The sequence below is a fragment of the Haloarchaeobius baliensis genome, assembly GCF_052060055.1.
GTDB classification, from domain to species: domain Archaea; phylum Halobacteriota; class Halobacteria; order Halobacteriales; family Natrialbaceae; genus Haloarchaeobius; species Haloarchaeobius baliensis.
On sequence record NZ_JBPPFR010000004.1, the window covers coordinates 36,662 to 61,250 of the forward strand.

The 24,589-nt window shown below is 69.4% G+C and carries 33 protein-coding genes; 19 read left to right on the forward strand and 14 right to left on the reverse strand.

The window, feature by feature from the left end; genetic code table 11:
* Positions 1 to 85 precede the first annotated feature (85 nt).
* Positions 86 to 1,123: a PAS domain S-box protein gene (locus tag ACSG06_RS20485; protein ID WP_440992145.1), complete on the forward strand. Its 1,038-nt coding sequence runs from the start codon at positions 86 to 88 to the stop codon at positions 1,121 to 1,123.
* Between the two features lie 15 nt (positions 1,124 to 1,138).
* Here ACSG06_RS20485 and ACSG06_RS20490 read toward each other — a convergent pair whose 3' ends face one another.
* From ACSG06_RS20490 to ACSG06_RS20505, 4 genes are read right to left on the reverse strand one after another with little or no spacing between them, the layout of a single operon-like run.
* Positions 1,139 to 2,149, reverse strand: a complete 1,011-nt coding sequence (locus tag ACSG06_RS20490; protein ID WP_440992146.1) for an AIR synthase-related protein — start codon at positions 2,147 to 2,149, stop codon at positions 1,139 to 1,141.
* Positions 2,150 to 2,198: 49 nt separating this feature from the next.
* Positions 2,199 to 3,266, reverse strand: coding sequence for a DUF7973 family transport facilitator (locus ACSG06_RS20495; RefSeq protein ID WP_440992147.1), 1,068 nt, complete (start codon positions 3,264 to 3,266; stop codon positions 2,199 to 2,201).
* A complete protein-coding gene (locus ACSG06_RS20500) occupies positions 3,256 to 3,663 on the reverse strand; it encodes an arsenate-mycothiol transferase ArsC (protein WP_440992148.1) in 408 nt (135 codons plus the stop codon). The genes ACSG06_RS20495 and ACSG06_RS20500 overlap by 11 nt, the downstream gene beginning before the upstream one ends.
* Complete coding sequence (locus ACSG06_RS20505; RefSeq protein WP_440992149.1) at positions 3,660 to 4,085, reverse strand: ArsR/SmtB family transcription factor; 426 nt, start codon at positions 4,083 to 4,085, stop codon at positions 3,660 to 3,662. Before ACSG06_RS20505 ends, ACSG06_RS20500 begins: the two co-directional genes overlap by 4 nt.
* 201 nt (positions 4,086 to 4,286) lie before the next feature.
* On the opposite strand from ACSG06_RS20505, the gene psmA reads away from it, so the two are divergent.
* The 3 genes from psmA to ACSG06_RS20520 all read left to right on the forward strand — a co-directional run bounded on the left by psmA (position 4,287) and on the right by ACSG06_RS20520 (position 6,269).
* Positions 4,287 to 5,033, forward strand: coding sequence for an archaeal proteasome endopeptidase complex subunit alpha (gene psmA / locus ACSG06_RS20510; protein WP_440992150.1), 747 nt, complete (start codon positions 4,287 to 4,289; stop codon positions 5,031 to 5,033).
* Entirely contained in the window at positions 5,030 to 5,719 is a 690-nt protein-coding gene (gene psmB, locus ACSG06_RS20515; RefSeq protein ID WP_440992151.1) for an archaeal proteasome endopeptidase complex subunit beta, read from the forward strand. The genes psmA and psmB overlap by 4 nt, the downstream gene beginning before the upstream one ends.
* Before the next feature lie 106 nt (positions 5,720 to 5,825).
* Positions 5,826 to 6,269: a luciferase domain-containing protein gene (locus tag ACSG06_RS20520; protein WP_440992152.1), complete on the forward strand. Its 444-nt coding sequence runs from the start codon at positions 5,826 to 5,828 to the stop codon at positions 6,267 to 6,269.
* Here ACSG06_RS20520 and ACSG06_RS20525 read toward each other — a convergent pair.
* From ACSG06_RS20525 to ACSG06_RS20545, 5 genes are all read right to left on the reverse strand, one after another.
* Positions 6,256 to 7,122, reverse strand: coding sequence for a DMT family transporter (locus ACSG06_RS20525; RefSeq protein WP_440992153.1), 867 nt, complete (start codon positions 7,120 to 7,122; stop codon positions 6,256 to 6,258). The genes ACSG06_RS20520 and ACSG06_RS20525 overlap by 14 nt on opposite strands.
* 121 nt (positions 7,123 to 7,243) lie before the next feature.
* Entirely contained in the window at positions 7,244 to 7,834 is a 591-nt protein-coding gene (locus tag ACSG06_RS20530) for a 50S ribosomal protein L15e (RefSeq protein WP_440992154.1), read from the reverse strand.
* 155 nt (positions 7,835 to 7,989) lie between these two features.
* Positions 7,990 to 8,553 carry a hypothetical protein gene (locus tag ACSG06_RS20535; protein ID WP_440992155.1) on the reverse strand — a complete coding sequence of 188 codons (564 nt, stop codon included), beginning with the start codon at positions 8,551 to 8,553 and terminating at the stop codon, positions 7,990 to 7,992.
* A 74-nt stretch (positions 8,554 to 8,627) separates the two neighbouring features.
* Positions 8,628 to 10,442 carry a ribosome biogenesis/translation initiation ATPase RLI gene (locus ACSG06_RS20540; RefSeq protein ID WP_440992156.1) on the reverse strand — a complete coding sequence of 605 codons (1,815 nt, stop codon included), beginning with the start codon at positions 10,440 to 10,442 and terminating at the stop codon, positions 8,628 to 8,630.
* Positions 10,443 to 10,445: 3 nt separating this feature from the next.
* Positions 10,446 to 10,784, reverse strand: a complete 339-nt coding sequence (locus tag ACSG06_RS20545) for an EMC6-like membrane protein (protein WP_440992157.1) — start codon at positions 10,782 to 10,784, stop codon at positions 10,446 to 10,448.
* A 116-nt stretch (positions 10,785 to 10,900) separates the two neighbouring features.
* On the opposite strand from ACSG06_RS20545, the gene ACSG06_RS20550 reads away from it, so the two are divergent.
* The 4 genes from ACSG06_RS20550 to npdG all read left to right on the forward strand — a co-directional run bounded on the left by ACSG06_RS20550 (position 10,901) and on the right by npdG (position 13,117).
* A complete protein-coding gene (locus ACSG06_RS20550; RefSeq protein WP_440992158.1) occupies positions 10,901 to 11,191 on the forward strand; it encodes a winged helix-turn-helix transcriptional regulator in 291 nt (96 codons plus the stop codon).
* Between the two features lie 128 nt (positions 11,192 to 11,319).
* Positions 11,320 to 11,841, forward strand: a complete 522-nt coding sequence (locus ACSG06_RS20555) for a hypothetical protein (RefSeq protein WP_440992159.1) — start codon at positions 11,320 to 11,322, stop codon at positions 11,839 to 11,841.
* A gap of 73 nt (positions 11,842 to 11,914) precedes the next feature.
* Positions 11,915 to 12,322, forward strand: a complete 408-nt coding sequence (locus ACSG06_RS20560) for a hypothetical protein (RefSeq protein WP_440992160.1) — start codon at positions 11,915 to 11,917, stop codon at positions 12,320 to 12,322.
* Between the two features lie 126 nt (positions 12,323 to 12,448).
* Positions 12,449 to 13,117: an NADPH-dependent F420 reductase gene (npdG, locus tag ACSG06_RS20565; protein ID WP_440992161.1), complete on the forward strand. Its 669-nt coding sequence runs from the start codon at positions 12,449 to 12,451 to the stop codon at positions 13,115 to 13,117.
* 96 nt (positions 13,118 to 13,213) lie between these two features.
* Here npdG and ACSG06_RS20570 read toward each other — a convergent pair whose 3' ends face one another.
* Entirely contained in the window at positions 13,214 to 13,483 is a 270-nt protein-coding gene (locus ACSG06_RS20570; RefSeq protein ID WP_256297790.1) for a thioredoxin family protein, read from the reverse strand.
* 108 nt (positions 13,484 to 13,591) lie between these two features.
* Between ACSG06_RS20570 and ACSG06_RS20575 the strand changes: the two genes are divergently transcribed.
* The 6 genes from ACSG06_RS20575 to ACSG06_RS20600 all read left to right on the forward strand — a co-directional run bounded on the left by ACSG06_RS20575 (position 13,592) and on the right by ACSG06_RS20600 (position 17,541).
* On the forward strand, positions 13,592 to 13,753 hold the full coding sequence (locus ACSG06_RS20575; protein WP_440992162.1) for a preprotein translocase subunit Sec61beta: 162 nt from the start codon (positions 13,592 to 13,594) through the stop codon (positions 13,751 to 13,753).
* 76 nt (positions 13,754 to 13,829) lie between these two features.
* Entirely contained in the window at positions 13,830 to 14,438 is a 609-nt protein-coding gene (gene pdxT, locus ACSG06_RS20580) for a pyridoxal 5'-phosphate synthase glutaminase subunit PdxT (RefSeq protein ID WP_440992163.1), read from the forward strand.
* Between the two features lie 39 nt (positions 14,439 to 14,477).
* A complete protein-coding gene (locus ACSG06_RS20585; protein WP_440992164.1) occupies positions 14,478 to 14,927 on the forward strand; it encodes a bifunctional nuclease family protein in 450 nt (149 codons plus the stop codon).
* Positions 14,924 to 15,247: a phosphoribosyl-ATP diphosphatase gene (gene hisE, locus ACSG06_RS20590; protein WP_440992165.1), complete on the forward strand. Its 324-nt coding sequence runs from the start codon at positions 14,924 to 14,926 to the stop codon at positions 15,245 to 15,247. The genes ACSG06_RS20585 and hisE overlap by 4 nt, the downstream gene beginning before the upstream one ends.
* A 116-nt stretch (positions 15,248 to 15,363) precedes the next feature.
* The gene (locus ACSG06_RS20595; RefSeq protein WP_440992166.1) at positions 15,364 to 16,473 is read left to right on the forward strand and encodes an N-acetylmuramoyl-L-alanine amidase; all 1,110 of its coding nucleotides are present in this window, start codon (positions 15,364 to 15,366) and stop codon (positions 16,471 to 16,473) included.
* A gap of 99 nt (positions 16,474 to 16,572) precedes the next feature.
* Entirely contained in the window at positions 16,573 to 17,541 is a 969-nt protein-coding gene (locus tag ACSG06_RS20600) for an NOG1 family protein (RefSeq protein ID WP_440992167.1), read from the forward strand.
* Here ACSG06_RS20600 and ACSG06_RS20605 read toward each other — a convergent pair.
* Both ACSG06_RS20605 and ACSG06_RS20610 read right to left on the reverse strand, forming a co-directional pair.
* Positions 17,538 to 18,917, reverse strand: coding sequence for a TIGR00341 family protein (locus ACSG06_RS20605; protein ID WP_440992168.1), 1,380 nt, complete (start codon positions 18,915 to 18,917; stop codon positions 17,538 to 17,540). The genes ACSG06_RS20600 and ACSG06_RS20605 overlap by 4 nt on opposite strands.
* Before the next feature lie 201 nt (positions 18,918 to 19,118).
* Complete coding sequence (locus ACSG06_RS20610; RefSeq protein WP_440992169.1) at positions 19,119 to 19,394, reverse strand: hypothetical protein; 276 nt, start codon at positions 19,392 to 19,394, stop codon at positions 19,119 to 19,121.
* Positions 19,395 to 19,485: 91 nt separating this feature from the next.
* On the opposite strand from ACSG06_RS20610, the gene engB reads away from it, so the two are divergent.
* Both engB and ACSG06_RS20620 read left to right on the forward strand, forming a co-directional pair.
* On the forward strand, positions 19,486 to 20,103 hold the full coding sequence (gene engB / locus ACSG06_RS20615; protein ID WP_440992170.1) for a GTP-binding protein EngB: 618 nt from the start codon (positions 19,486 to 19,488) through the stop codon (positions 20,101 to 20,103).
* Positions 20,104 to 20,143: 40 nt separating this feature from the next.
* Positions 20,144 to 20,590 carry an NUDIX domain-containing protein gene (locus tag ACSG06_RS20620; RefSeq protein WP_440992171.1) on the forward strand — a complete coding sequence of 149 codons (447 nt, stop codon included), beginning with the start codon at positions 20,144 to 20,146 and terminating at the stop codon, positions 20,588 to 20,590.
* 232 nt (positions 20,591 to 20,822) lie between these two features.
* Here ACSG06_RS20620 and ACSG06_RS20625 read toward each other — a convergent pair whose 3' ends face one another.
* On the reverse strand, positions 20,823 to 22,082 hold the full coding sequence (locus ACSG06_RS20625; RefSeq protein WP_440992172.1) for an eIF2B alpha/beta/delta subunit family protein: 1,260 nt from the start codon (positions 22,080 to 22,082) through the stop codon (positions 20,823 to 20,825).
* A 129-nt stretch (positions 22,083 to 22,211) separates the two neighbouring features.
* On the opposite strand from ACSG06_RS20625, the gene ACSG06_RS20630 reads away from it, so the two are divergent.
* Together ACSG06_RS20630 and ACSG06_RS20635 are read left to right on the forward strand one after the other, a co-directional pair.
* Complete coding sequence (locus tag ACSG06_RS20630; RefSeq protein ID WP_440992173.1) at positions 22,212 to 22,973, forward strand: coenzyme F420-0:L-glutamate ligase; 762 nt, start codon at positions 22,212 to 22,214, stop codon at positions 22,971 to 22,973.
* Positions 22,966 to 23,934 carry a 5,10-methylenetetrahydromethanopterin reductase gene (locus tag ACSG06_RS20635; RefSeq protein ID WP_440992174.1) on the forward strand — a complete coding sequence of 323 codons (969 nt, stop codon included), beginning with the start codon at positions 22,966 to 22,968 and terminating at the stop codon, positions 23,932 to 23,934. The genes ACSG06_RS20630 and ACSG06_RS20635 overlap by 8 nt, the downstream gene beginning before the upstream one ends.
* Here ACSG06_RS20635 and ACSG06_RS20640 read toward each other — a convergent pair.
* Complete coding sequence (locus ACSG06_RS20640; RefSeq protein WP_440992175.1) at positions 23,906 to 24,139, reverse strand: DUF8024 family protein; 234 nt, start codon at positions 24,137 to 24,139, stop codon at positions 23,906 to 23,908. The two genes, ACSG06_RS20635 and ACSG06_RS20640, sit on opposite strands and share 29 nt — an antisense overlap.
* Before the next feature lie 72 nt (positions 24,140 to 24,211).
* On the opposite strand from ACSG06_RS20640, the gene ACSG06_RS20645 reads away from it, so the two are divergent.
* Positions 24,212 to 24,475, forward strand: a complete 264-nt coding sequence (locus tag ACSG06_RS20645) for a DUF7573 domain-containing protein (protein ID WP_440992176.1) — start codon at positions 24,212 to 24,214, stop codon at positions 24,473 to 24,475.
* The last annotated feature ends 114 nt before the right edge of the window (positions 24,476 to 24,589 follow it).

Genomic DNA, 24,589 nt, shown 5'->3' on the forward strand with positions numbered 1-24,589 from the left:
GTAGTCGACCACCGTGCCGTTGCAGTATGGAAATTGCCGACCGCGCCGTGCGAGCGGACCGACTCGCTGACCGGGCTGGAGGTCGATGAGCAGGCAACCCCAGCTTCCCACCGAGTTCGCGGGGTTGAGCACCGGTGTGCTGCTCCACGACGCCGAAAGCGGCACCGTTCTCGACGTGAACGAGCGACTGGAGGAGCTGTTCGGCTACGACGCGGCCACGCTCCGGGGGATGCAGGTCGCGGACTTCACCGCGCCGACGACGAAGTTCACCCAGGAGACGGCGCAACGCCGCATCAGGGCGGCGGCCGACGGCGAGCCACAGTCGTTCGAGTGGCAGAACGAGCGGGCCAACGGCGAGATACTCTGGGTGTCCGTCGACCTCACCGGCATCAGCATCGGTGACGACGACTGCGTTCTCGCGGAGGTCAGGGACATCACCGAGTACAAGACGCGCGAGCGCCGGCTCCGGCTGCTCAACCGGGTCGTCCGTCACAACCTCCGGAACGACACCACCGTCCTCATGGGCTACGCCGAGCGGCTCAAGGCGGCCGTCGAGCAGGAGCGACTGGAGGACGAGATCGAGACCATCCTCGACATCGCCGCGGAGATCGGCTCCCTGAGCAAGTCCATCGAGGAGTTCGAGGAGATCGCGGACCCGAACGGGACGATGCGCTCGCGGACGTCGGTCAACGAGGTCGTCCGCGAGCACGTCGTGACGGCACAGCAGGAGTACCCCGACGCCAGGGTGCTGCTCGACGAACCGGCGGCGGTCTGGGTGCAGGCCGACGGCGGGCTCGATTACGCCATCGACCACGGCATCGAGAACGCGATCGTGCACAACGACCGCGACCAGCCCTCGGTCGAGGTGAGCGTCACCAAGGACCCCGAGAGCGGCCGTGGCGAGATACGGATCGCCGACGACGGACCGACCATCCCCGAGGTCGAGATCGACGTCCTCGACGCGGGGGAGACCAAGACCGACACGTACCACGGCTCCGGCATCGGGCTCTGGGTGATGCAGTGGTGCATCGACTCGCTGGGCGGCGAACTCGTCTTCGAGGAGAACGAGCCCCGCGGGAACGTCGTCCGCATGCTCCTCCCGCTCGACGACGGCGAGGAGTGAACGGTCCCAGAGCCGTCACTCCCCGCCGGACAGCTCGGCCCAGACGCGCCAGGCGGGGTCCTCCTCGGGGTGGTGGACCCGCTCGCCATCGACGTAGACGCCCTCGCCCGCGCTGATACGGCCGGCGTCGGCGACGGGCGTCCCCCGCGATTCGAGCGCGTCGACGACGCCGTCGACGCCCTCCGGCCGGACCGCGACGAGGAGGCTCCCGCTGGTCGTCGCCGCCCACGGCTCCATGTCGAAGTAGTCGCAGATGGCGGCGGCCGCGTCCGAGACGGGGGTCGCCGCCGACTCCACGTCGATACGGACGCGCGCGCCGCCTGCGAGCTCGACGAGCGCGCCCTGGAGCCCGCACTCCGTCGCGTCGTGCATCGCGGTGACGGGCCCGCTCGCCGCGGCGAGGAGTGCGTCTCGGACGTGCTCGGTCGACGGGAGGCGCTCGGCCTGCCGGGCGAGCAGGTCGTCGGGGAGGTCGATTTCGTCGGGGAACAGCGCGGCGAACAGCGCCGTCGCCTCCACGGCGGGGCCGTGCGTGACGAGCAGGTGGTCCCCGGGGCGTGCGCCGTCGGGACGGACCACGTCGTCGTGGTCGCCGACGCCGAGGACGGTCGCGCCGCCCACCCAGGGGAACGCACAGCCCGCGTATCTGGCCGTGTGACCCGCCAGCACCGTCGTTCCGAGGTCCGCGAGGTCGTCGGCCATCGTCTCCCAGACGGCCGCGAACGCCTCGTCCGTCATCTCAGGTGGGAGCGAGAAGGAGATGGCGAGGTGGCTCGGCGGGATGCCGGAGACGGCCACGTCGGCGAGGACGACGCCGAGCGCGAACTCGGCGGCGCGCTCCCAGCCGAGGTCGGGCAGGATGGAGACGGGGTCGGTCGCGGTGACGACGGCCCTGCCGCCGACGTCGAGGACGCCGAAGTCGACGCCGTGTCGGGGGCCGAGCGCCACGTCGTCGCGCGATGCCCCGAGGTTGGGGTAGATCACGTCGTCGAAGAACGAACGGTCTATCTTCCCGCGGTCGGTCATCGGCTTCGACTACCGACCGCGGGTGGAAATGCGTACCGTTCGGCGCGGGTCAGCCGAGCCAGCCAGGCGACGGCAGCGCGGCCGGGTCGGCGAGGAGGCCGGTCGCCGCCAGCAGTGAGACGACGAGCGTCGTCACGACGATGCTCGCGGCCGGCGGGTCGAGGTGGGTGTCGGCGTGGGCGTACAGGAGGCGCTGGGCGAACTCGCCGACGAGCGCCCCGGCCAGTCCCGCGACCGCCCCGATGGCGACCGCGTGGAGCAACGGGAGCGCGACGGCGAGTGCGGCCGGCGTCTCCGCCCCACCGGCGGCCCCGACGACGGCGAACCCGGCGGGCAGCGTCATGTGGTGCGTGACCGGGATCTCGGCCACGCCGGCGACGACGTACACCAGCAGGACGACGCTCACGCCGAAGCCGAGGAACACGCTCGCGGTCAGGTGGGTGAGGTAGCCGCCGACCGCGCCGAAGGCGAGGCCGAGGGCCGCGACGCCCGGCCACCGGTACTGGTACGGGAGCCACGGCTCGACGGCCGGGCGGTCGGGGCTGTCGGCGCCCGTGTTCGCCGCCCCGCCGTCGGTGGCCAGCCGCGACTCCTCGCGCTCGAACGGCCCCATGTCGAGGAAGTCCCGGCCGGCACCGAGCAGGGAGTAGCCGAAGACGAGTCGATGCACGAGCGCCGAGGCGACGACGCCGAATGCGACCGGGTCCAGCGGGAGGACGAGCGCCGAGCCCGTCTTCAGCAGGTGGCCGAGGACGCCGAACGCGCCGCCGACGAGCAGCACGTCGACGCGGGTGCCGAGCCCCCGGGTGACCTCCTTGGCGTCGTGGTAGTCGAAGTCGGTGTCGAGGTAACCCCGCTTCGCGGCGTAGGCGACCGCGGCCGCGCCGCCACCGAAGCTGACGTGCGGGCCGAAGACGGGGCCGAACGCGACCGAGCCGGTGAGGACGAGCTCCGGCGCAGAGGGGGCGACGCTCTCGCGAGCGAGAGCGTACAGTTCACCGACGACGACGAGGACGCCGGTCAGCGTGAACGCCGGCAGTGCACCGACGGCGGCCCCGAATACGCCGCCCGCGAACGCGGCGAGCAGGAGTTCGAGGGCGAGTGCGTCACTGAACACCGTCCTCCAGTTCGTCGAACAGCGCGACCACCCGTCGCTCGACCTCGTCGCGGATGGCGGCGACCTCGTCGGGCGACCGCCCGTCGGGGTCGGTGAGGTCCCAGTCGCGGACGTCGACGGTGGTGTCGAGCGAGAGCGTCGAGCAGCCCATCGTCGCGACCACGTCGCACGACTCGAGTTCCGCGTCGCTGACCTCGCGGGGGGTGCGGTCCGAGAGGTCGATGCCCACGTCGGCCATCGCGTCGACGACCTCGGCGTGGACGTGGTCGGCCGGGAGCGTCCCGCCGGTGACGATGGTCCAGTCGCGGTCGCGGCGGTCGCGCTCGCGCTCGGCGAACGCGGTCGCCATCTGGCTGCGCCCCGCGTTCTGCACGCAGACGAAACCGAGCGTGGTCATTCGTCGGCACCTCCGGCGTCGGCGTCCGCGGTGTCGCCGTCGTCGCCCTGGACCGTCGCCAGCAGCGCCTCGGCCCGGTCGGTCGTCCGGTAGTAGCGCCAGCGGCCCTCCTTCCGGCGCTCGACGAGCCCCGCGTCGGTCAGCGTCGAGAGCGCGTGGCTCACCGCGCTGTCGCTCACGTCGAGGAGCGGTTCGAGCTCGCAGACGCAGAGCTCGCCGTCGGCCGCGGCGAGCAGCCGCACGATGGCGAGCCGCGTCTCCGTCGACAGCGCGTCGAAGACGACGGCGTCGGTCGGTGTCCGGTCGAGGCTCGCCCGGTCGCGCACCCCCTCAAGTTCGTCGATGCGGGCGTCCACGTCGCCGTCGCAGCAGCTCCCGCACTCGTCGGCGATGAGTCGTTCCAGTCGCTCCGTCGTTGCCATATTCCCAGATGAACAACTGTTCATATGAGTGTTCCGGTGACCAACTCCCACCCGTTCGGCGGCCGACTCGCCCTTGCCGAGTGCAACGTCGTTATGGGGCTGGGAGACTTCGGTGGCAATACGCAGCAGTCTCCATCCCGTCATCAGGGAGTACAAAAAAGTACTTAAAAACACGTCGCTAACTTCAGGTTAACGCAGACAATGCAAGGTCAAAACCAGCAGCAGGCGTACGACCGGGGAATCACTATCTTCTCGCCGGACGGACGTCTCTACCAGGTCGAGTACGCACGCGAGGCCGTCAAGCGCGGCAGCGCGAGCGTCGGGATTCGAACGCCGGAGGGCGTCGTCCTCGTGGCCGAGCGTCGCAGTCGCTCGCCGCTGATGGAGCGCGACTCCGTCGAGAAGCTCCACAAGATCGACGACCACGTCGGCATCGCGAGCGCCGGGCACGTCGCCGACGCCCGCCAGCTCATCGACGTGGCCCGCCGACAGGCCCAGGTCAACCAGCTCCGCTACGGCGAGACCATCGGGGTCGAGACGCTGACGAAGGCCGTCACGGACCACATCCAGCAGTACACCCAGACCGGCGGCGCGCGCCCGTTCGGCGTCGCGCTCCTCGTCGGCGGTGTCGAGGACGGCGAACCGCGGCTCTTCGAGACCGACCCGTCCGGCACCCCCTACGAGTGGAAGGCCATCGCCATCGGCGGCAACCGCGAGGAGATCCAGGGCTACCTCGAGAAGGAGTACGACGACGAGCTCACCCTCCAGGGCGGCATCGACCTCGCCATCGAGGCGATGGCCGTCGGCGAGGAGGACGGCTTCCCGCCGGAGGGGCTCGCCATCTCCACGATAGCAACCGAAAGCGGTGAGTACCGGACCCTCGAACTGGACGAGATAGAGAACCGTCTCGCGGAACTCGACCTCCTCACGGAGGGTGACGACGAATGAAGCTCGACAACACCGACCCCTACGAACCCGAACTCGGCGCGTCCGAGTGGCGAGAACAGGCCGGCGACGAACAGAACGTCAACAAGACCGGGACGACCACCATCGGCATCGCGACCGACGAGGGCGTCCTCATCGCGACCGACCGGCGGGCCAGCCTCGGCGGCCGCTTCGTCTCCAACAAGCAGGTCGTGAAGGTCGAGGAGATCCACCCGACCGCCGCGATGACGCTCGTCGGCAGCGTCGGCGGCGCCCAGTCGTTCATCAAGTCCCTCCGCGCCGAGGTCAACCTCTACGAGACCCGCCGCGGCGAGGACATGAGCATCGAGGCGCTGGCCACGCTCGCGGGCAACTTCGCCCGCGGTGGCCCGTTCTTCGCCATCAACCCCATCCTCGGCGGCGTCGACGAGGACGGCAGCCACGTCTACTCCATCGACCCCGCCGGCGGCGTCATGAAGGACGACTACACCGTCACCGGCTCCGGGATGATGGTCGCCTACGGCCTCCTCGAGGGCGAGTGGCACGAGGACATCGAGATGGACGAGGCACGCCGCCTCGCCGCCCGCGCGGTCCAGAGCGCCGCCGAGCGCGACACCGGCTCCGGCAACGGGCTCGTCCTCTGTGAGGTCACGGCGGACGGCGTCGACATCACCGAGTACGACGGCTTCCCGGACGAGAGCGAACTGTAGGTTCCGGTCCCCTCTCGCTGCGTTCTTTTCGCGTACTGCCAGCCCCCGAGAGCCGCATCTCGGCCCGGGCGAGACGGTCATACGCTTCGGCGACCTCTGGAGCAGCATGGAAGAAGCTACCACGCACCACGGGGTGTCGTCCGTCGCCGACACCATCGCCGCCACGGTGTCCGAGTGGCCCGGCGTGTCCGCCGGTCGGACCTCGACGGGCGGCCGCGCGTTCACGCTGGGAACCCGCGAACTCGGCCACGTCCACCGTTCCGGACTGCTCGACATCCAGTTCGAGCGCCCCCTGTGCGACCGGCTGCTCGCCGAATCACTCACGGGTCCGCATCCGCTCGACCCGCACTCGACGTGGACCTCCTACCGGGTCGTCGACGCCGCCGACGTCGAGCACGCGGTCTGGCTGCTGTGGGTCGCCTACCTCGCGGCGCTCGCGGCCGCACGACCGAGCCCCATCGCCCGGCGGGCACGGGCAGTGGTCGACGTCGACACCGAACTGGCCGCGCTCCCGACGGCGGTCCGGACGGCACTGCCTAGCCGAGGGTGATGAGGGCGACACCGGCGATGGCGACGCTCGCGGCCGCCAACCGGAGCTTGAAGTTCCGCTCCTCCAGCACCACGCCGCCGAGCAACACCGCGACGACGGCCTGCGCGTTGACGATGGGCGAGGCGACGCTCGCGGGCAGCGTCGTGAACGCGAGCGAGATGACGTGCTGGCCGCCGGCGACGACCGCCCCGAAGGCGACGAACTTCCACCAGTCGGCAGCCAGCGCCGTGCGGTCGAGCTTCGGGAGCGCGAGCGGCGTGATGGCGACGAACGTGGTGACGAGCATGACGACGACGAACGCCGCCGGGTCGACGCCGAGCTCCTGCAGGACGACGCGCTTGCCCACGTCGACGACGCCGAACGTCGCCGCGCTGAGCAGGGCGAGCTGGGCGGGCCTGGCTCGTACGGCCCGCCCGAGCGGCTCCCACAGCGCCCCGGGCTCGTAGTTGACGAGGTAGAGCCCGAGCGTGACGACGACGACGCCCGCGATCTGCACGGCCGAGAGCCGTTCGTGCAGGAACAGCACCTCGATGGGGAGGACGAACGCGGGGACGACCTTGCTGATGGGCGCGACGTAGCTCACGTCGCCGGTCGAGAGCGCCCGGAAGAACGCGAGCAGTGCGACGACGACGCCGACCGAGACCGCCAGCGACGCGGCGAAGCCGGTCACGGTCGTCGGTACGGGCGGGCCGTCGGTCGTCGCCACGGCGACCGGGAGGTACCAGACGACGGCCGCGGCGTACACGCCGAACATGTAGACCGAGGCCGGGTACGCGGCGAAGTACCGCTTCACCCCGAACATGTAGCCGCCGAAGAGGACCGCCGCGAACAACGCGAGGGCGATACCGTTCACGGGTCACCCTCCCTCGCGGGGCCGAATGAAGCGTCCGGTTCCGGCAGCGTTCCCCGAGCGACCGTCCCCGACCGCGGAGCCGTGGCTCGGAGACGGGCGAAACCGGAAGAAAGCGGCGCGGTTACTTGCCGCGACCCTGGCCGGAGTTGTTCGAGGGACGGGTGTGCTCGGTACCCTTGCCCTTGAACGTCAGACCACGGTTCTGCGTGCCGGCGCTGGTGAGGCCGCGGAACGCACGGCCCGTGTGGCTGTCGTCGCAGATCCAGTTGAGGTCGTCGTCGTTCTCGATGGCCGGGTGTTCGGGGTCGACCATGATCACTTCGTGCCACTTCTGGGAGCCGTCCTCACCGACCCAGTAGGAGTTGAGCACGCGCAGGTTCGGGTACTTGCGCGAGCAACGCTCCTCGGCGATGCGCTGGATGTTCTTGCGGCGACCGATGCGGTTGACGCCCTGACGCTTGGACCGGCGACCGGCCTTGTGGCGCTGCTTGCGGGCGTTCCCCTTGCGGACCGAGACGCGGGCGACCACGATGCCCTGCTTGGCCTTGTAGCCCAGCTCGCGGGCCTTGTCCAGCCGGGTCGGGCGGTCGACGCGCTCGATGGCGCCCTGCTGCCGCCAGTCCTGTTTCCGTTGCCACTGCAGCTCGGCGAGCTTCCCGTCGTCCGGGTCCCGCCAGGCTTCCTTGATGTGGGAGTAGAAGCTTCGTGCCATGTGTGTATCACCACGGGCGTTGGCCGGTTCAGTTCGCGTCGGCGAACCACATTCCGATGACCTGCTGTGCGCAGGTGCCCGCTGGAGCCCGTCCGCCAGCGAGTTACCCGAACTTCCCCACTGAGGGGGTTAAGGGCTTCGAAAGCCGGTCGCGATCAGCCCCCCGTCGAGACCGTCCAGCAGTCCTCGGAGATGAACGCACCGGACGCGTGTCCCCTGAGTTCGCGGACCAGCGTCCGGCCCCGGAGGCGGTAGGTGACCCGGTGCGAGGTCGCGTCGGCCGGCTGGGGCGTCTCGGTCCCGGTCGGCGTGTGCTCCGTCCCCTCGACCGCCATCTCGACGTCGTAGCCGCCGTCCACCGCCGTGGTCTCGGTGACGGTGATGGAGTCGATCCCCGAGTAGTAGTCGTCGGTCGCCACCACGTACACCGCCTCGAACTCGCGGACGTAGTCGACGACGTTCGATTCGGTCAGGGTCTCGGGGCGGGCCGGGAGGCCGTCGATGTCCGGCTCGTCGGGGCAGTCCTCGGGGAACGAGGTGGCCCGGGTCGCGGTCGCGGTTGCCGTCCGGGTGTCGGTCGGTGTCGACGTGGGCCGCGTCGTCGTCGGGTCCGGGCTGGTCGTCCCGTCGCCGTCGTCGCTCTCGTCGCCGAGACAGCCGGCGATGGTCACGGCGCCGAGTGCGGACGCGGTGGCTGTGAGGAGGGAGCGACGGTGCATAGCAGACTCGTCAGTCTCGCCCGGTAAGTGCCTTGAGGTGACTGAAAACGGGATTTGGCGGTCTGCCTGGAGACTCAGGCCGAGTAGTAGTACTCGCCCTCGTCCTTCTGCTGCTTGTCGAGCTGCGAACCGGGCTTGTTGACGCGGGGCCGTTTCGTGCGCTCGTCGCGGCGGAACGTCACGTCGAGGTTCGCGAGGAACTCGTTCATGCCCGAGCGCATCGGCTGGGGCCGGCCGGCGTGACCATGTTCGGCTGGCTCGCCGTCGAACACCATCAGTCGGTCGGCGAGCAGGTCGATCATGTAGATGTCGTGGTCGATGACCATGACCGTCGCGTCCTGGCTCTCGGCGTACCGCCGGATGGCGCTGGTCGCCTGCACGCGCTGTTCGACGTCCAGGTGCGCCGAGGGCTCGTCGAGCAGGTAGAGGTCGGCGTCCTCGGAGAGACACGCAGCGATGGCGACGCGCTGGCGCTCGCCGCCGGAGAGGTCCTCCAGGTTCTGCTCCATGATGCGTTCGAGCTGGAGCGGCTGGGCGATCTCGGTGTTCCAGTACGACGAGCCGAACTGGTCGGTGATGGACTGGAGGAACACGTCGACGCGCATCGGCTGGTCGATGTCGATGTACTGCGGCTTGTAGGAGATGTCGAGCCGGAAGTCGAGCTCGCCCTCGTCCGGTTCGAGGCTGCCGTTGAGCAGCTTCGCGAGCGTGGACTTCCCGATGCCGTTCGGGCCGACGATGCCGAGCACCTCGTTCTCGTGGACGGTGCCGCCGTCGACGGTGAGCGAGAACTCGCCCTCGCCGTAGCTCATCTCGAGGTCGGGGTACTCGACGAGCACGTCGCCCTTCTCGACGGTGCGCGGAGCGTGCTCCTCGAACTGGATGGCGTTCGGCCGGATGCGCATGTTCTCGTTGTCGAGATAGCCCTTCAGGTACTCGTTGATGCCGTTCCGGACCGACTTCGGGTCCGTGACGACACCGTACGCGCCGGGCTCACCGTAGGCGACGTGGAGGTTGTCCGCGAGCAGGTCGAGGATGGCCAGGTCGTGCTCGACGACGAGCATCGACCGGTCGCCGTCGGCCGCGAGGTCGCGGATGAGCCGTGCGGCGGTGACGCGCTGGCCGATGTCGAGGTACGGCGTTATCTCGTCGAGGAAGTAGAAGTCGGCGTCCCGGGCGAGCGTCGCGGCCAGCGCGACGCGCTGGAGCTCGCCGCCCGAGAGGTCGCCGATGTGCTGGTCCATCACCGGCCGGATGCTCAGCCGGTCGACGATGGCGTCCAGGTCGCCGCGCTCGTCGGTCGAGGCGAGCAGCTCCCGCGTCGTGCCGTCGAACTGGTTCGGAATCTGGTCGACGTACTGGGGCTTGCGGGCGACGCTCACGTCGCCGTCGCGGAGCTCGCGCAGGAACGCCTGCAGCTCGGTGCCGCGGTAGCGGTCGAGCACGTCGTCCCAGTCGGGCTCCGTGCCGTAGTTCCCGAGGTTGGGCATGAGCTCGCCGGCGAGGATGCGGACCGCGGTCGTCTTCCCGATGCCGTTCGGGCCGAGGATGCCCGTGACGCGACCCTCGTCGGGTGCCGGCAGGCCGTACAGCGAGAACGCGTTCTCGCCGTAGCGGTGGGCCGGCTCCTCGTCGAGCTCCTGTGGCAGGTTGATGATCTCGATGGCGTCGAACGGGCACTTCTCGACGCAGATGCCGCAGGTCTCTCCCAGACAGATCTCCTCGGAGATGCGCACCTGGTCGGGTTTCCCCTCCATCGCGTCCTCGCCACGGACGGTGATGCACTCCTTCCCGGTGCGGTTCGGCGGACAGAAGTTCTTGCACTCGTAGTTGCAGCGGTCGGGCTGGCAGCGCTCCAGGTCGACCACCGCGATGCTGTCGTCGGCCATCGGTCACCCCGTGTGCTGCGCGGTGAGCATGATTCCCCACGTCACGAACCAGAAGGAGAAGGTCATGAACGCGATGAACAGGAAGTCCTTCGCACCGAAGTCGTCCTTGTAGACGCCGAGCAGCCGCTGGAGGAGCGGCTGGATCGCGATGGCGACGATGACGACGAGCTGTGCGGTCTGGTTCTGTGCCGCAATCTGCGCCGTCTCGGCCCCGGCGGTGAGCGACGCCGAGAGGAAGGCCGCCGCGACGCCGACCCCCGCGGAGAGGGCCGTCCGCGTGACCGTATGAAAGTGCTGGTCCTCCGAGTCCGCCGTGTCGGAGCCAGCCGTATCGGTAGCCATGTTCGTGGGTGTGTGAGCGCCGGTAAAAAGGCGTTCGCTTGTCTCCCGTCCTGGCAGGTCTCAGGACGGCTCGTTGGGGTGAAGTTTAAGGTCGTGGCGGTTTTCGATTCGTAACGATGAGCACAACCGGGGAGGAACTCGAGGAGCTACCGCCCAGCGCCAAGCTCGTGTACAAGGTGCTCGAATACGACGGGCCACTCACGCAGAAGCAGATCGTCCAGGAGTCGATGCTCTCGGCACGGACGGTCCGGTACGCACTGGAACGGCTACAGGAGATCGACCTCGTCACCCAGGACGTCTACTTCGCCGACGCTCGACAGAGTCTCTACGAGATCGAGGAGGAGAAGGTGGCAGCCGACGGCGGCGAGGCCGACTGCAACGAAGCCGAGCCCTGCTGCGCGGAGTAACGCTCGTTCACCACGTTCGTTCTCGACATGCCACCTCGCCAGCCGTGGCGCCGCGGCCGGTGCCGACCGTCGCGAGGACCGGCCGGCCGGCCACACCGCCTTTATCCGAGGCGGGCGAGAGTCCGGTCATGAGCGATGGTGACGGTGGCCCGCAGTCCGGCGACGACGTCCCCGGCGACGGGCCGGCTCACGACGCCGACGAGGAGCAGTCAGCCGAGGTCCGCTCGCCGGCGACGGACCCGCGGGCCCCACGGCCGGAGAACCCACGACGCCGGCTGGTGGTCGTCGGCGTCGTCGTCCTCATCGTCGGTGCGAGCATCGGCGGCGTCGCCTGGGCCCTCATGCAGAGCCCGGACGAACCGGTCGAGGCACCCGACGTCGAGTTCGACCTCTCGGTGCAGCCGGACGGACCGACGACGCTCACACACGCCGGCGGTGTGTCACCCAGTGCCGGCCAGCTCGTCGTCGCGGTCGACGGCGATCGGGCGACCTGGGCCGACCTCCGGTTCGACACCGGTCCCGACGACCCCGTCCAGCCGGGGGACTCGGTCACCCTTGTCGGCGTCGAGGCGGGCGACGTCGTCACCGTGTTCTACGTCGAGGACGGTCAGGAAGTTCCCATCGCGAACGTCACCGTCACCGCATCGTGAACAGTAGCGTCACCCGACCCCAACACCGGTCCGAGTCGAACCGCCTTTCGTGCTCGGGGACGGTAGCCAGCCCATGAACGTCAAGCGCATCGCCGTCGTCCTCGTCTTCCTCGTCGTCGGGAGCGTCGTCGCCGGCACGTTCCAGTCGACGCCCATCGCCGGGATGTCCGACGCCCAGCGCACCGCCCTCGGCATCGCGTTCTCGACCCCCGTCGGCATCGCCGTCTTCGCCCTCGTCGCGAGCACGTTCGACACCGACGGCTACCTCGCGGAGCGCTCCTGGGCCGGCAAGTTCGGCGACCTCGTCTTCGTCGAACTCGCCGCCGTCATCGGCGCGCTCGCCACCGCCACCGCCCTCGAAGGCGCGATTCCGAGCTTCGCGGGCTGGGCCGGTGCCGCACTTGGCTACTTCCTCGCGTTCTTCACCTTCCTCTGGCGCGCCGGCGAGTACAACGAGACGCCCGACAGGGGCGAGGAGTAGGGCGCGAGACGACGTTCCCGCCAGTCTTTCTCGCGGACCCCTCTGCACGGACCGCCACCCCACACCGACACCCGTTCAACTGCCGACTCCGAACCCTTATTCACGGTCCGGGTCCACGTCACGCGTATGCGAATCGCACTGCTCGGTGGCACGGGCGACATCGGCCAGGGGCTCGCGCTCCGCTGGGCCTTCGATACGGACCACGAGGTACTGATCGGCTCGCGCGACGCCGAGAAGGCACGCACCGCCGCGGAGTCGTACGAGACGGAGCTCGACAGTCGCGGCCTCGACCGGACGGTGAACGGCTTCGTGAACGAGATGGCGGCCGACCGCGCGGACGTTGTGGTACTCGCCGTCCCGCCGTACCACGTCGGCGACACGGTCGAGTCGGTCGCGGCGAAGCTCGACGAGGACACCATCCTCGTCTCCCCGGCGGTCGGGATGAAGGGCGACGAGGACGGGATGCACTACCACCGGCCCGGCGCCGGGAGCGTCACCGCCATCGCGGCGGAGGCTGCGCCGGAGGACGTGTCGGTCGTCGGCGCGTTCCACAACCTGTCGGCGGACCGGCTCGCGAACCTCGACGTGGAGCTTGATCTCGACACGCTCGTCGTCGGTGACGACGGGGACGCGAAGGACATCGTACGTGGCCTCGCCGACGAGATCGAGGGGCTACGGTCGCTCGACGCCGGCCCGGTCGCCAACGCGGCGGAGGTCGAGAGCGTCACGCCGCTGGTCATCAACATCGCGCGCTACAACGACGGAATGCACGACGTCGGTGTGAAGTTCGAGTAACGGAGTTCTGGTCGTAGATTGCGGACGGTTGCTGTTGCTCGCGGAACCTGAGACAGTATCACGGGGCATGCGCCCCGACCACCACCGTCGGCGCGGTTATGCGCCGGCCTTCTCGAGGGCGTCCTCGAGATCTTCGCGCTGGGTGACGCCGACGAAGCGCTCGACGACGCCGTCGTCGTTCTCGACGATGAGCGTGGGAAGCGAGCGAACCTGGTACTCGTTCGCCACGTCCTGCTCCTCGTCGACGTTGATCTTCTCGACCTCGAACCGGTCGGCCCAGTCCTCCTCGAGCTCGTCGAGGATGGGGTCCTGCGTCTTGCAGGGGCCACACCAGTCGGCGTAGAAGTCCTTGAGCGTGACTGCCATAATCGGCCGACTGTTCCCTCGCAGCGCGCATAAGGGTTTGGTTCGGCGAGGCGCGCACACGAGCGCGGTGTCGAAAGGTTTAGACCGTCGCAGGGACGAGATGCCGATATGAGCAAGGGAGAGAACTCCGGCGGGCTGATGTCCAGCGCCGGGCTCGTCCGCTACTTCGACGCCGAGGACCGCAACGCCATCAAGATCGACCCCAAGACGGTCGTCGCGTTCGGCGTCTTCTTCGGCGCGCTCGTGATGGTGCTGCGCGTCGCGCTGTAGACCGGGCACGTCGCCGACACCGGCAGCATCGCACGGACTCGCGAGACTTTTCCTTCGGCACCCGTAACCTCCGGTCATGACACTCATCGCTGGCGTCGTCGCCGTCCAGGGCGACGTCTCCGAGCACGCCGACGCCATCCGCAGGGCCGGGACGGCCCACGGCGAGGACGTCGCGGTGCGCGAGATACGCGACGCGGGCATCGTCCCGGAGTGCGACCTCCTGCTCGTGCCGGGCGGCGAATCGACCACCATCTCCAGACTGCTCCACGAGGAGGGCATCGCCCCCGAGATCGTCGCCCACGTCGAGGCCGGCAAGCCGATGCTGGCGACGTGTGCCGGGCTCATCGTCGCCTCGCGCGACGCCAAGGACGACCGGGTCGACACGCTCGACCTCGTCGACGTGAGCGTCGACCGGAACGCCTTCGGCAGACAGAAGGACAGCTTCGAGGCGCCGCTCGATGTAGCGGGACTGGACGAGCCGTTCCCCGCCGTGTTCATCCGCGCGCCGGTCATCGACGAGGTGGGCGAGGACGTGGAGGTGCTCGCGACGTGGGACGAGCGCCCGGTCGCGGTGCGCGACGGCTCCGTGATTGCGACCTCGTTCCATCCAGAGCTGACGTCGGACGTGCGGGTCCACCGGCTCGCGTTCTTCGCCGCGGCGGAGGCGGACCCGCTGGCCCGGTGAGAGCGGGGACTTTTCTACCTCGGTCCCCTCCGTCCGGCCATGAACGCAGCCATCGACGCGGTCCGCGTCGCCGGAACCCGCGACGGACCCGTCCCCGTGGTCGTCCTGACCGTGGAGGACGCCGAGGACGTGGTCCCCATCTTCATCGGTTTCGAGGAGGCCATCGCCATCGCGCGCGGCCTCGACGCCGAGGACATCGGCCGGCCGCTGACCCACGACCTCCTGCTCGACGTGGTCGAGGAGCTGGGTGGCCGGGTCACGCAGGTCGTCGTCAGCGCGGTCGAGGACGGCACGTACATCGCGGACCTGCACGTGGCCACCCCGCGGGACGACGTGGTCGTCGACGCCCGCCCGAGCGACTCGCTCGCGCTCGCCGCCCGCACGAACGCCCCCATCGAGATATCGGAGGCCGTGTTCGAGGACAGCCGACGCGACGCCGACGAGTTCGCCGAACTCGACGACATCCGCGAGGTGACGGAGTTCGCATGAGCGGCGACGCCACGGAGACGCCCGCCGACGGCTCCACGGACGACGTGCTCGACGAGCTGTTCGCGGTCGTCGAGGACCGCAAGGCGAACCTCCCCGAGGGCTCGTACACGACCAGCCTGTTCACGCACGAGAAGGGGGAGAACGCGGTGCTGGAGAAGCTCGGCGAGGAGACCACCGAACTCGTGCTGGCCGCGAAGGACGACGACCACGAGGAGCTCGTCCACGAGAGCGCCGACATCGTCTACCACCTGCTGGTCCTGCTCTCGATGAAGGACGTCGACATCGACGAGCTGCGGGCGGAGCTGGCGGAGCGACGCTGAATCGGACGCGACGTGGTGCCGAACACACCATTGGCCATCTCCACTAGAAACAGCTAACAACTCGCGAGTCGTTCGACAACATTCTTCCCTTCAGCCTTGGCACGCCATGACGTGTCATGACAGGTGACAGGCGACAGTTCCTGCGGGCGACGGGTGCGTCACTCGGCGCACTCGCGCTCTCGGGCATGGCGACGACGACCGCGACGGCAGCCGACCCGACCGACGACTGGCAGCCCGCCGATTCGAGCAACTACACGAACGCCAGCCGGAGCGCCTCGGACATCCGCTGGGTGGTGCTGCACACCATCGAGGGGAGCTACGAGGGCTGCATCAGCTGGTTCCAGAACCCCGACGCCGACGTCTCCTCGCACTACGTCGTCGGCAACCAGGCCGACCAGATCACCAAGATGGTCCAGCTCGAGGACGTCGCGTGGACGCAGGGCAACGGACCGTACAACGACACCGGCGTCTCCATCGAGATGGAGGGCTACGCCAACGAGACCGACTTCAACGACCACATCTACCAGCAGGCCGCCGACGTGGTCCGGTACGTCTGTGACACCTACGACGTGCCGATGCAGCACCCGACGTACGACATCGCCCCCTGCTCGGCGTACGACGGCGAGGGCGGCGTCATCGGGCACGAGCAGATCCCCTCGCCGTACGACTGCTCGGAGGTCACCGGCGGGAAGGTCGACCCCGGCGACACCTGGGACTGGGACTACTTCATGTCGCTCGTGACCGACGGGAGCGGCGGCGGTGGCGGCGGCAGCGACCCCACCTTCGCCGACGGCGACATCGTCCACAACACTGCCGAGCTGAACACGCGCGAACAGCCCGATACGAGCGCGACGCTCGTCGACACGTTCCCCGCCGACACCACCGCAGAGGTGGTCAACGGCCCCGTCGAGTCCGACGGCTACACCTGGTGGGGCCTGCACTGGCTCGACGCCGACGTCTGGGGCTGGTCCGTCGAGGCCTACCTCGCCGCCGGCGAGGGCGCGACCTTCTACGACGAACAGCCCGTCCAGACGACCGCCGACGTGTGGGTCCGCGAACAGCCCGGCCTCGACGCCGCGAAGGTGCAGGTGATGCCCGCCTACACCGGCGGCAACGTCGTCAACGGACCGGTCGACGAGGACGGCTACACCTGGTGGGGCGTCCACTTCGACGACGGGACGAACGTCTGGGCGTGGTGTCCCGAGGAGTGGCTCGCCGCGGTGTAGAGCCACACAACCCACAGCGGCGCGCTACCGCACACCAGACCGTCCGGTGTCCGGACCCACAAGGAACGCCTTATACGTCCGCGCAGACAACGTGTGACCATGATTTTCGAGAACCTTCCGACGACCCCCCGGTCGGAGGAGCTCATCGACAAGGCGTTCTCGCGGGCGGCCCGCTCGGGGCGAGCCAAGTCCGGGCACGAGGCCCAGACCTCGATGCTGCAGACGGCGTCGAACATCCTCTCCGACAACATGGAAAACGTCGTCACGGCCTGGCCCGACTTCGACACGGTCGACCCGTTCTACTACGAGCTCGCCGACGCCATCGTCGACGTGGACGAACTGCGCCAGTCGCTCAGCGAAGTGAGCTGGGCGGCACGCAAGACCGCCGAGATCCGCTCGGAGTACGAGGGCCGCATGCGGCGCAACGACGTCGACACCGCCCGCAAGCTCCGCAAGCAGGCGTTCGCCCGCCTCGCCGACGTGGTCGAGGAGGTCGAGGACGACCTGCTCCGCATCGGTCAGGCGCGCGACGACCTGAAGACGCTGCCCGACATCGACCCGGACGCGCCGACCATCGTCGTCGCCGGCTACCCAAACGTCGGCAAGTCCTCCTTCGTCAACACGGTCACCCGAGCCCGCGGCGAAACTGCCTCCTATCCGTTCACGACGAAGGGCATCGGCGTCGGCCACTTCGAGCGCGACCGCATCCGCTACCAGGTCGTCGACACACCCGGGCTGCTCGACCGGCCCGCCGACGAGCGCAACGACATCGAACAGCAGGCCGTCTCCGCGCTCACCCACCTCGGCGACTGCCTCCTGTTCATGGTCGACGCCAGCGGCGACTGCGGCTACCCGCTCGACGCACAGCTGGCGCTCCGCGACGCCGTCGCCGACGAGTTCGAGGACGTCCCGCTGCTCACCGTCTGCAACAAGAGCGACCGCTCGACCGACGTCGACGCCGACCTCTACATGAGCATCACCGAGGACGAGAACGTCGAGGGCGTCCTCGACGCCGCCGTCGATGCCGTCGACTACGAGCTGGAGCTGCCGTTCGAGGAGTCGAACTAAGCCGGCCGCGCGACGAGTCCGTTCTCGGGCCTGGACGTGACCGACGGGAGTGGCGTCGCCCGCTGGGACACCCCATCGTCCCGCGCCGACACCGTCACCGCGTCGACGTACCGCACCTCGACGACCAGCCCGTCGCCGTTCTGGAGCATGGTGGCGATCCGTTGCGGGAGCTCCGGATACGACTCCCCGGGCGGTCGCGCCACCGTGACGACGACCCGCTCCGGACGCGGGTCGAACGCCCGCTCGTACACGTTCTGCTCGTGGACGAGTTCGACGTCGACCAGCGTCGCCTCGGGGTACTCCTCGACGGTGTCCTCCACGCCGGCTATCATGTCGTCCTCGATGGCCGCGGTCGTGTAGGACATGTAGGTCACGCCGCCCAGAAACACCGAGAGCACCGCGATGGACGCGACGAGCACCGCGACGCGCTGGAGGGTCGCGGTGCGGGCCTCGTCGGTCCGGAACCACTGCTCGGGACGGTAGCCAGCGTACCAGAGCGTCGCGGTTCCCGCGAGATTGATGGAGAGCACGTTGACGAGCACCAGCACGCTCGCCCCGAGCACCACGAGCGGGAGCCCGTAGGCGATGCCGATGCCGATGACGGCCGTCGGCGGGATGAGCGCCACGGCGATCATGACGCCGACGAGCGACGCCGAGACGCCACTCCGGAGGGAGGTCGCACCGGCGACGCCCGCCCCGATGGCGACCGCGAGCGAGAGGAAATCAGGCAGCAGTCGCTCGCGGACCTGCCCGACGGTGGTCACGTCCATCGGCGGGATGAGGTGGACCTCCTTGAGCACCACCGCGAAACCGGCCGCGGCGAAGATGGCGACGAGGACACCGAGCAGCTGGAGGCGCGCACCGCGGGCGAACAGGTCGCGGTCGTCGAGCACGGTGCCGACGCTGGCCGCCATCGCCGGGCCGATGAGTGGCGCGATGACCATCGAGCCGACGACGACCGCCGCAGAGTCGAGCAGCACCCCGGCAGTGGCGATGACGGCGCTCACCACCGTCAGCAGGACGTAGGTCGGGAGTTCCGGCGCCATCTGCTCGGCCTGGGTCTTCAGCTCATCACGGGAGATGCGGCCGCTCGTCTCCTCGTCCGCTGCGTACTCCTCGCTGAGTCGCTCGAACTTCTGGGAGACGACCGTCTCGGCGTCGAGGACGACCGTGTAGGACTCCCGCTCGATGCCCGCCTCTCTGAGACGTTCGAGGATGGGTTCGACCGCCTCGGTGGGCAGCGGGAACGAGACGATCGCGGTGTACTCCCGGCCGCTCACCTCGTCCGTGAGCGCGTACTCGACGCCCGCATCGTCGAGCGCGTCGAGGACGGCCCGGCGCTTCCCGGCCGGAATCATGACCTGGACGAGTCGCACGTCCACTCCGACGCAGAACGAGCAGAAAAAGCCCGTGGGTCGGGGCATACCTGCAGCTCGAACCGTGGTAGGACGGAGTGGCGAACAGGCGACGCACGACTACCCACCGGACGATGCATCGCACACCCGCTCGGCGCCCGGTGGCTGCTCGGGAGGGCACACCGCCGTTGGCCGCCCCTTCCCTGATAAACCCGGAGACGGTCAGACCCACGACGCGACGTACCGCTTCCAGAACCGGAACAGGCCGCGGACCGCGGCGAACGCCTGTCCGTCCCGGTGGAATCGGTGCGTACTGTAGACCGTGATGGGGAGGCCGACGACGGCGCCGACGCCGACCACGACGAGCAGCACCCGGACCGACCACGGGACGACGATTCCGACCGTGACCAGCGAGAGCACGGCGAACGTCAGTGCGAACGAGAGCCCGTCGAGGAAGCCGAAGGCGAGGGCGGCGAGGTGGTCCACTACGGAGGCCATGCTCGTGGTGTCGAACGGGGGACACGTCACTCTGTTGGACCACCGCGACCAACGAGACACCCTTTTCCCCGTCGGGGCGGTACGGACGCCCATGTTCGAGAACCGTCCGAACTGTGCCCACGAGGTCGTCTTCGTCGGGCGGTCCAACGTCGGCAAGTCGACGCTGATGCGCGAGATAACGGGCCACTCGTTCGACACCGGTGGCAAGCCCGGCGTCACCCGCGAACCCAACCACTACGACTGGTCCAATCACGACTTCGTCGTCACGGACCTCCCCGGCTTCGGCTTCATGTCCGGCGTCGAGGCCGACCGCCGCGAGGCCATCAAGGACGACATCGTCGCCTACCTCGAGGAGTACGCCGACAACTTCCTCGCCGCCGTGCTCGTCGTCGACGGCAAGAGCGCCGTCGACATCATCGACCGTCACTCCGGCGGGGACGAGATACCGTACGACGTGGAGATGTTCCACTTCCTGCAGGAGCTCGGCGTCCCCACCGTCGTCGCCGTCAACAAGATGGACAAGGTCGACGACCGCGACGAGCGCCTCGACGAGCTCTGTGACCGTCTCGGTCTCTACCCACCGTGGCAGCAGTGGCAGGACGTCGTCGCCCCCATCACCGCGAAACAGGGCCGCATCAGCGCGCTGAACGAGGCCCTCCGCGACCACCTCCACGCACAGCACCACGACGAGCTCTTCCAGTACTTCTGAGCCGACGGGGCTAACTCCCTCCGTCGGAAAACCGGTCACGATGACAGCCGGTCCACGCCACGTCGTCAACGTCGAAACCGCCGTCTACCGCGACGGCGAGTACCTCCTCGTCGAACGCGCTGCCGACGAAGACCACGCGAGCGGACAGCTCGCGCTCGTCGGCGGCAGGGTCGAGCCCACGGTACAGGGCACCGGCGCGTTCGAGGACACCGCCCGCCGCGAGATCCGCGAAGAGGTCGACGTGGGCGTCACCGACCTCACCTACGTCCAGAGCAACGCGTTCACCACCGACACCGGCACCGACTGCCTGAACGTCGTGTTCCTGGCCCGCCACGACGAGGGCGAGCCGACCGTCGCCGAACCTGAAGAGGTCGCCGCCGTCCACTGGCTCGCGCCCGACGACGTCGAGCCCCACCCGGACTGCCCGGAGTGGACCGCCGCGTTCGTCGCCCTCGCTGAAGAGCGACGGCAGTCACTGGGCTGGTAGCGTCTCGCAGGATGGGGCGGCTCGGGTTGAGTGCCTCGTCACACGGGGCTCGGTGGGGGTAACCCTCGTCACCGCCGCCCGACCGGAGCTACGCCGACCGACGGTTTCTCACTTGCGACTCGGACCGACGGTTGAAGTACGAGAACGCGACCAGCACCGGCATCACCTGAGAGCAGCCCACGACGGTCAGGGCGGGAGTGCGACGAGCCCTCGTGTGTCGCCGAGTCGCCTGTCAATCACGCCAGTCGGCGAGTGCCGACAGTTCGTCCGCCACGGCGTCGACATCGCCGGGGGCGAGCTCGCCGCGCTCGGTGACGAACGCGTCGACGAGGTGGGCGGGGGTCTCGTCGAAGAGCGGGTTGAACATCGAGAGCGGCGCGTCGCCGTCGTACACCGCCGAGCGACGGCTGCTCTCGACGTTGACCGAGGGTTCGGTGTGGATCTTGTCTGTCGAGGCGACGACGTAGCAGGGCACCTCCTCGTGTGCGGCGGCGACGGCCGCCGTCCGCGTGCCGACCTTGTTGACGGCCGTGCCGTCGGGGAGGATGGTGTCGGCCCCGACGACGACCGCGTCGACCTCGCCGGTGACGATGGCCTGCGCGACGGCGGCGTCGGGCAGGAGCGTGACCGGGCCGTCGTCGACGAGCGCCTCGGCGACGCCGACGCCCTCGCCGCCGGGCTCGGAGGCGGCGACGAACACCTCTTCGGGGTCGCCCTCTGCGAAGGCTCGCAGGACGGTGCCGGACCGCGACAGCGTGAGGACCGTCCGGTCGCTGACGAGCGCGCCGGCCCGCACGGCGGCATCGGTGTCGGCGGTGACGGCGCGGTGGATACCGTCGATCGCCGCCTCACGGACCGACAAGGCGGTTCCGTCGGACTCGGCGAGGACCCGGTTGACGCGGTTCCGCAGGACCGCCATGCTGGGTCGCGAGCGGCAGAGCCGTCGCCCGAGGTCGGCGAGTTCGTCCCACGCGTCCGCGTCCGACTCGTCCTCGGCGACGAGCGTCGCGGCCCGGTCGCGCAGCACCTCGAGCGCCCGGATGGAGAGGTACGACGCGCCGTGTTCGTCGTCGGCGGTGACGCTCCGGACGGACGGTGCGACGCGTTCGTAGGTGGGCCACAGCTCCGGGACGACGTCGCGTTCGAACATCGCCGTCGGCGAGACCCACTCGGAGGCGTCGTGCTCCTCGCTGGTGGTGACCTCCCGGGTCGTCACGTCGAAGAGGAACGGGTGGACCACCCACGTGCGGTCGAGGTCCTCGTCGGTGAACCGGACGGGGTTCCCGGCCCTGACGAGCGTCCGCTCGGACTCGCCGATGCCAGTCTCCTCGTCGATCTCGGTCTCGACCTGTGACTCGGGGTCGCCCTCGGCATAGCCCGAGACGCCGCCCCAGCAGCCCTGGTACGTCCCGACAGCGTCGCTCCGCCGCAGCAACAGCACCTCGCCGTCGTGCCGCAGGAACGCCGTCACGACGTGCGTCTCCTCGCTCATAGGTCGATGAACGCAAGCCAACGGTGTGAGTGTTGCCATCGCGTTCGATTCGGGGGGCGGTGACAGCCGACACGGGCGGGCGTTTCCACCACCGGGGCGCTTTTGTCCGGGCCTCCGGAACGGACTGGTATGGAGCTACTGGCGGTGCCGGACGTGCCGGAGATACGCGAGGGCGACGACCTCGCGGCCCTGATCACGGACCGGTTCGATCTGCGTCCGGACGACGTGGTGGTGGTCGCGTCGACGGTCGTCTCGAAGGCGGAGGGACGGTTCGCCGACCTCGCGGACTTCCCCGACGGGCCGCGGGCTCGCGAGATCGCCGGGCGCCTGGCGGACCTCACGGGCGACGAGAAGGACCCCAGGTTCGCCCAGGCCGTCCTGGAGGAGTCGACGGAGCTGCTGATGGAGGCGCCGTTCCTGCTCACGGAGACGAAGTTCGGCCACGTCGGCGTCAACGCGGGCATCGACCGGTCGAACGTGCCGGGGCACGACCTGCTGTTGCTGCCGGAGCGGCCGAGCGAGAGCGCCGCCCGCATCCGGGAGGGACTGCCGCACGGGAACCCGGTCGTGGTCACGGACACCTCCGGGCGGCCGTTCCGACACGGGCAGGCCGCCGTCGCGGTCGGCTGGGACGGGATGCCGGGGAACCGCGACTGGCGCGGCGAACACGACCGCGACGGGCGGGAGCTCGGCGTGACGGTGCAGTGCGTCGTCGACGAGCTCGCCGGCGCGGCGAACCTCGTCGCGGGCGAGGGCGACGGCGGGAAGCCGGTCGTCGTCGTCCGGGACTGGGCGTTCGGCGACCACGACGGGCACGACTCGGTGTTCCGCGACGTCGACAGCGACTTCGTCAGGCAGGCGTTGCGGGGGTGGGAGTTCAACGATGCGTAGGTTCGGCATCGAGCTCACGCCGGAGCACCCGACGGAGGAGATCGTCGAGACGGCCCGTGCCGCCGAGGATGCGGGCTTCGACACGGCCTTCGTCTCCTCGCATCACTTCAACCGCGACCCGTTCGTCGTCGCCGACCGCATCGGCCGGGCGACCGCCCTGGACGTGGGACCGGGCGTGGTGAACCCCTACGAGACGCACCCGGTGTCGCTGGCAACCCGGATGGGAACGCTCGACGAGACGACCGACGGCCGGGCCGTGTTCGGTATCGGCGCGGGCGACCGCTCGGCGCTGTCGAACCTGGGCTACGAGCACGACCGGCCGCTCCGGCGCGTGCTGGAGGCGTTCAAGGTGGCACAGCGGCTCTGGGACGGCGAGCAGGTCGACCACGACGGGACGTTCACCGCCCGGAGCGCCGAGCTGAACTTCGACGTGGGCGAGATACCGGTGTACGTCGGCGCGCAGGGGCCGCACATGATCCGGATGGCGGCGAAGCACGCCGACGGCGTGCTGCTGAACGCCTCGCACCCGCGGGACTTCGAGTGGGCCGCCGACCGGGTCGCGGAGGGGCTGACGGAACGCCCCGACTCCCGTGGCGAGTTCGACTTCGCGGCGTTCGCGAGCGTCAGCGTCGCCGAGGACGAGGCCGCGGCGCGGGCCGCGGCACGACCGCCCGTGGCCTTTATCGCGGCGGGGGCCGCAGAGCCGGTGCTGGACCGGCACGACGTCGACCACGAGGCCGCCGCCAGAGTCGGCGAGCAGCTCTCGGCGGGCGCGTTCGACGCGGCGTTCGACGCGGTGACGGAGCGGATGCTGGACGCGTTCTGTATCGCGGGGACGCCGGAGCAGGTCGGCGCGCGGATAGCGGAGGTGTCGAGGTACGCGGACAGCTTCGTGGCCGGGAGCCCGCTGGGACCCGACCGGACGGGCGCGCCTACGCTCCTCGCGGCGGCTCTCGAGTGAGCGAGCGGGCGAATCCGCTGAGGAGGCCACCGGCTGCGAGGAGGCCGAACCCACCGGCTGCGACGCCGGTCAGCACGGCACCGACGACCAGCAGCGCGATGGAGAGCGGGTCGCCGTTGGCGACGACCTGCCCGAAGCCTTCGATGAGCTGCTCGACGTTCGCGACCGGGTCGGTCTGGAGTACGACCGTCTCGATGCTGAACATAGGCGAGGGTTCGAGCGGGAGTACTTGGTTCTGTCCGTTGCTCTCAAGAGTCTCACGCTCGTACGGGTGTTCATGACACGAGACGCCTCGTTGGGTGAGTTCGGAGTCGGCGAGGACGACGAGCAGTCGACGGTCGAGCCAGCCGAGTCGCCGACCGATGCCGACGGGGCGGCTGCCGGGTCCACGGCCGGTGGCGACCACGACGCACCCGACCCGATCCAGCCGACCTCGCGCTGGAGTGGCGAACCCCGACCGTGTGCAGACTGTGGCACCGATATCAAGCGCGCGTGGACCGACGACGGGCGACTGCTCTGTGCAGACTGCAAGGAGTGGTAACCCGCCAGTAACCTTTGAGAAGGAGTCGCACGGCAACGTTACAAGTGCGGGAACGCTACACAGTGACATACAGACCAGACGCGGTCGTCGGAGGCCGGATCACTAAAATCGCGA

Coding starts and splice junctions, on each gene's coding strand:
- ACSG06_RS20585 (WP_440992164.1), top strand. CDS start 14,478: ATGAACGCAGCCATCGACGCGGTCCGCGTCGCCGGAACCCGCGACGGA.
- npdG (WP_440992161.1), top strand. CDS start 12,449: ATGCGAATCGCACTGCTCGGTGGCACGGGCGACATCGGCCAGGGGCTC.
- engB (WP_440992170.1), top strand. CDS start 19,486: ATGTTCGAGAACCGTCCGAACTGTGCCCACGAGGTCGTCTTCGTCGGG.
- ACSG06_RS20635 (WP_440992174.1), top strand. CDS start 22,966: ATGCGTAGGTTCGGCATCGAGCTCACGCCGGAGCACCCGACGGAGGAG.
- ACSG06_RS20560 (WP_440992160.1), top strand. CDS start 11,915: ATGAACGTCAAGCGCATCGCCGTCGTCCTCGTCTTCCTCGTCGTCGGG.
- psmA (WP_440992150.1), top strand. CDS start 4,287: ATGCAAGGTCAAAACCAGCAGCAGGCGTACGACCGGGGAATCACTATC.
- ACSG06_RS20520 (WP_440992152.1), top strand. CDS start 5,826: ATGGAAGAAGCTACCACGCACCACGGGGTGTCGTCCGTCGCCGACACC.
- ACSG06_RS20630 (WP_440992173.1), top strand. CDS start 22,212: ATGGAGCTACTGGCGGTGCCGGACGTGCCGGAGATACGCGAGGGCGAC.
- ACSG06_RS20490 (WP_440992146.1), bottom strand. CDS start 2,149: ATGACCGACCGCGGGAAGATAGACCGTTCGTTCTTCGACGACGTGATC.
- ACSG06_RS20485 (WP_440992145.1), top strand. CDS start 86: ATGAGCAGGCAACCCCAGCTTCCCACCGAGTTCGCGGGGTTGAGCACC.
- psmB (WP_440992151.1), top strand. CDS start 5,030: ATGAAGCTCGACAACACCGACCCCTACGAACCCGAACTCGGCGCGTCC.
- ACSG06_RS20535 (WP_440992155.1), bottom strand. CDS start 8,553: ATGCACCGTCGCTCCCTCCTCACAGCCACCGCGTCCGCACTCGGCGCC.
- ACSG06_RS20575 (WP_440992162.1), top strand. CDS start 13,592: ATGAGCAAGGGAGAGAACTCCGGCGGGCTGATGTCCAGCGCCGGGCTC.
- ACSG06_RS20600 (WP_440992167.1), top strand. CDS start 16,573: ATGATTTTCGAGAACCTTCCGACGACCCCCCGGTCGGAGGAGCTCATC.
- ACSG06_RS20545 (WP_440992157.1), bottom strand. CDS start 10,784: ATGGCTACCGATACGGCTGGCTCCGACACGGCGGACTCGGAGGACCAG.
- ACSG06_RS20555 (WP_440992159.1), top strand. CDS start 11,320: ATGAGCGATGGTGACGGTGGCCCGCAGTCCGGCGACGACGTCCCCGGC.
- ACSG06_RS20530 (WP_440992154.1), bottom strand. CDS start 7,834: ATGGCACGAAGCTTCTACTCCCACATCAAGGAAGCCTGGCGGGACCCG.
- hisE (WP_440992165.1), top strand. CDS start 14,924: ATGAGCGGCGACGCCACGGAGACGCCCGCCGACGGCTCCACGGACGAC.
- ACSG06_RS20500 (WP_440992148.1), bottom strand. CDS start 3,663: ATGACCACGCTCGGTTTCGTCTGCGTGCAGAACGCGGGGCGCAGCCAG.
- pdxT (WP_440992163.1), top strand. CDS start 13,830: ATGACACTCATCGCTGGCGTCGTCGCCGTCCAGGGCGACGTCTCCGAG.
- ACSG06_RS20645 (WP_440992176.1), top strand. CDS start 24,212: ATGACACGAGACGCCTCGTTGGGTGAGTTCGGAGTCGGCGAGGACGAC.
- ACSG06_RS20620 (WP_440992171.1), top strand. CDS start 20,144: ATGACAGCCGGTCCACGCCACGTCGTCAACGTCGAAACCGCCGTCTAC.
- ACSG06_RS20610 (WP_440992169.1), bottom strand. CDS start 19,394: ATGGCCTCCGTAGTGGACCACCTCGCCGCCCTCGCCTTCGGCTTCCTC.
- ACSG06_RS20625 (WP_440992172.1), bottom strand. CDS start 22,082: ATGAGCGAGGAGACGCACGTCGTGACGGCGTTCCTGCGGCACGACGGC.
- ACSG06_RS20640 (WP_440992175.1), bottom strand. CDS start 24,139: ATGTTCAGCATCGAGACGGTCGTACTCCAGACCGACCCGGTCGCGAAC.
- ACSG06_RS20505 (WP_440992149.1), bottom strand. CDS start 4,085: ATGGCAACGACGGAGCGACTGGAACGACTCATCGCCGACGAGTGCGGG.
- ACSG06_RS20570 (WP_256297790.1), bottom strand. CDS start 13,483: ATGGCAGTCACGCTCAAGGACTTCTACGCCGACTGGTGTGGCCCCTGC.
- ACSG06_RS20595 (WP_440992166.1), top strand. CDS start 15,364: ATGACAGGTGACAGGCGACAGTTCCTGCGGGCGACGGGTGCGTCACTC.
- ACSG06_RS20550 (WP_440992158.1), top strand. CDS start 10,901: ATGAGCACAACCGGGGAGGAACTCGAGGAGCTACCGCCCAGCGCCAAG.
- ACSG06_RS20540 (WP_440992156.1), bottom strand. CDS start 10,442: ATGGCCGACGACAGCATCGCGGTGGTCGACCTGGAGCGCTGCCAGCCC.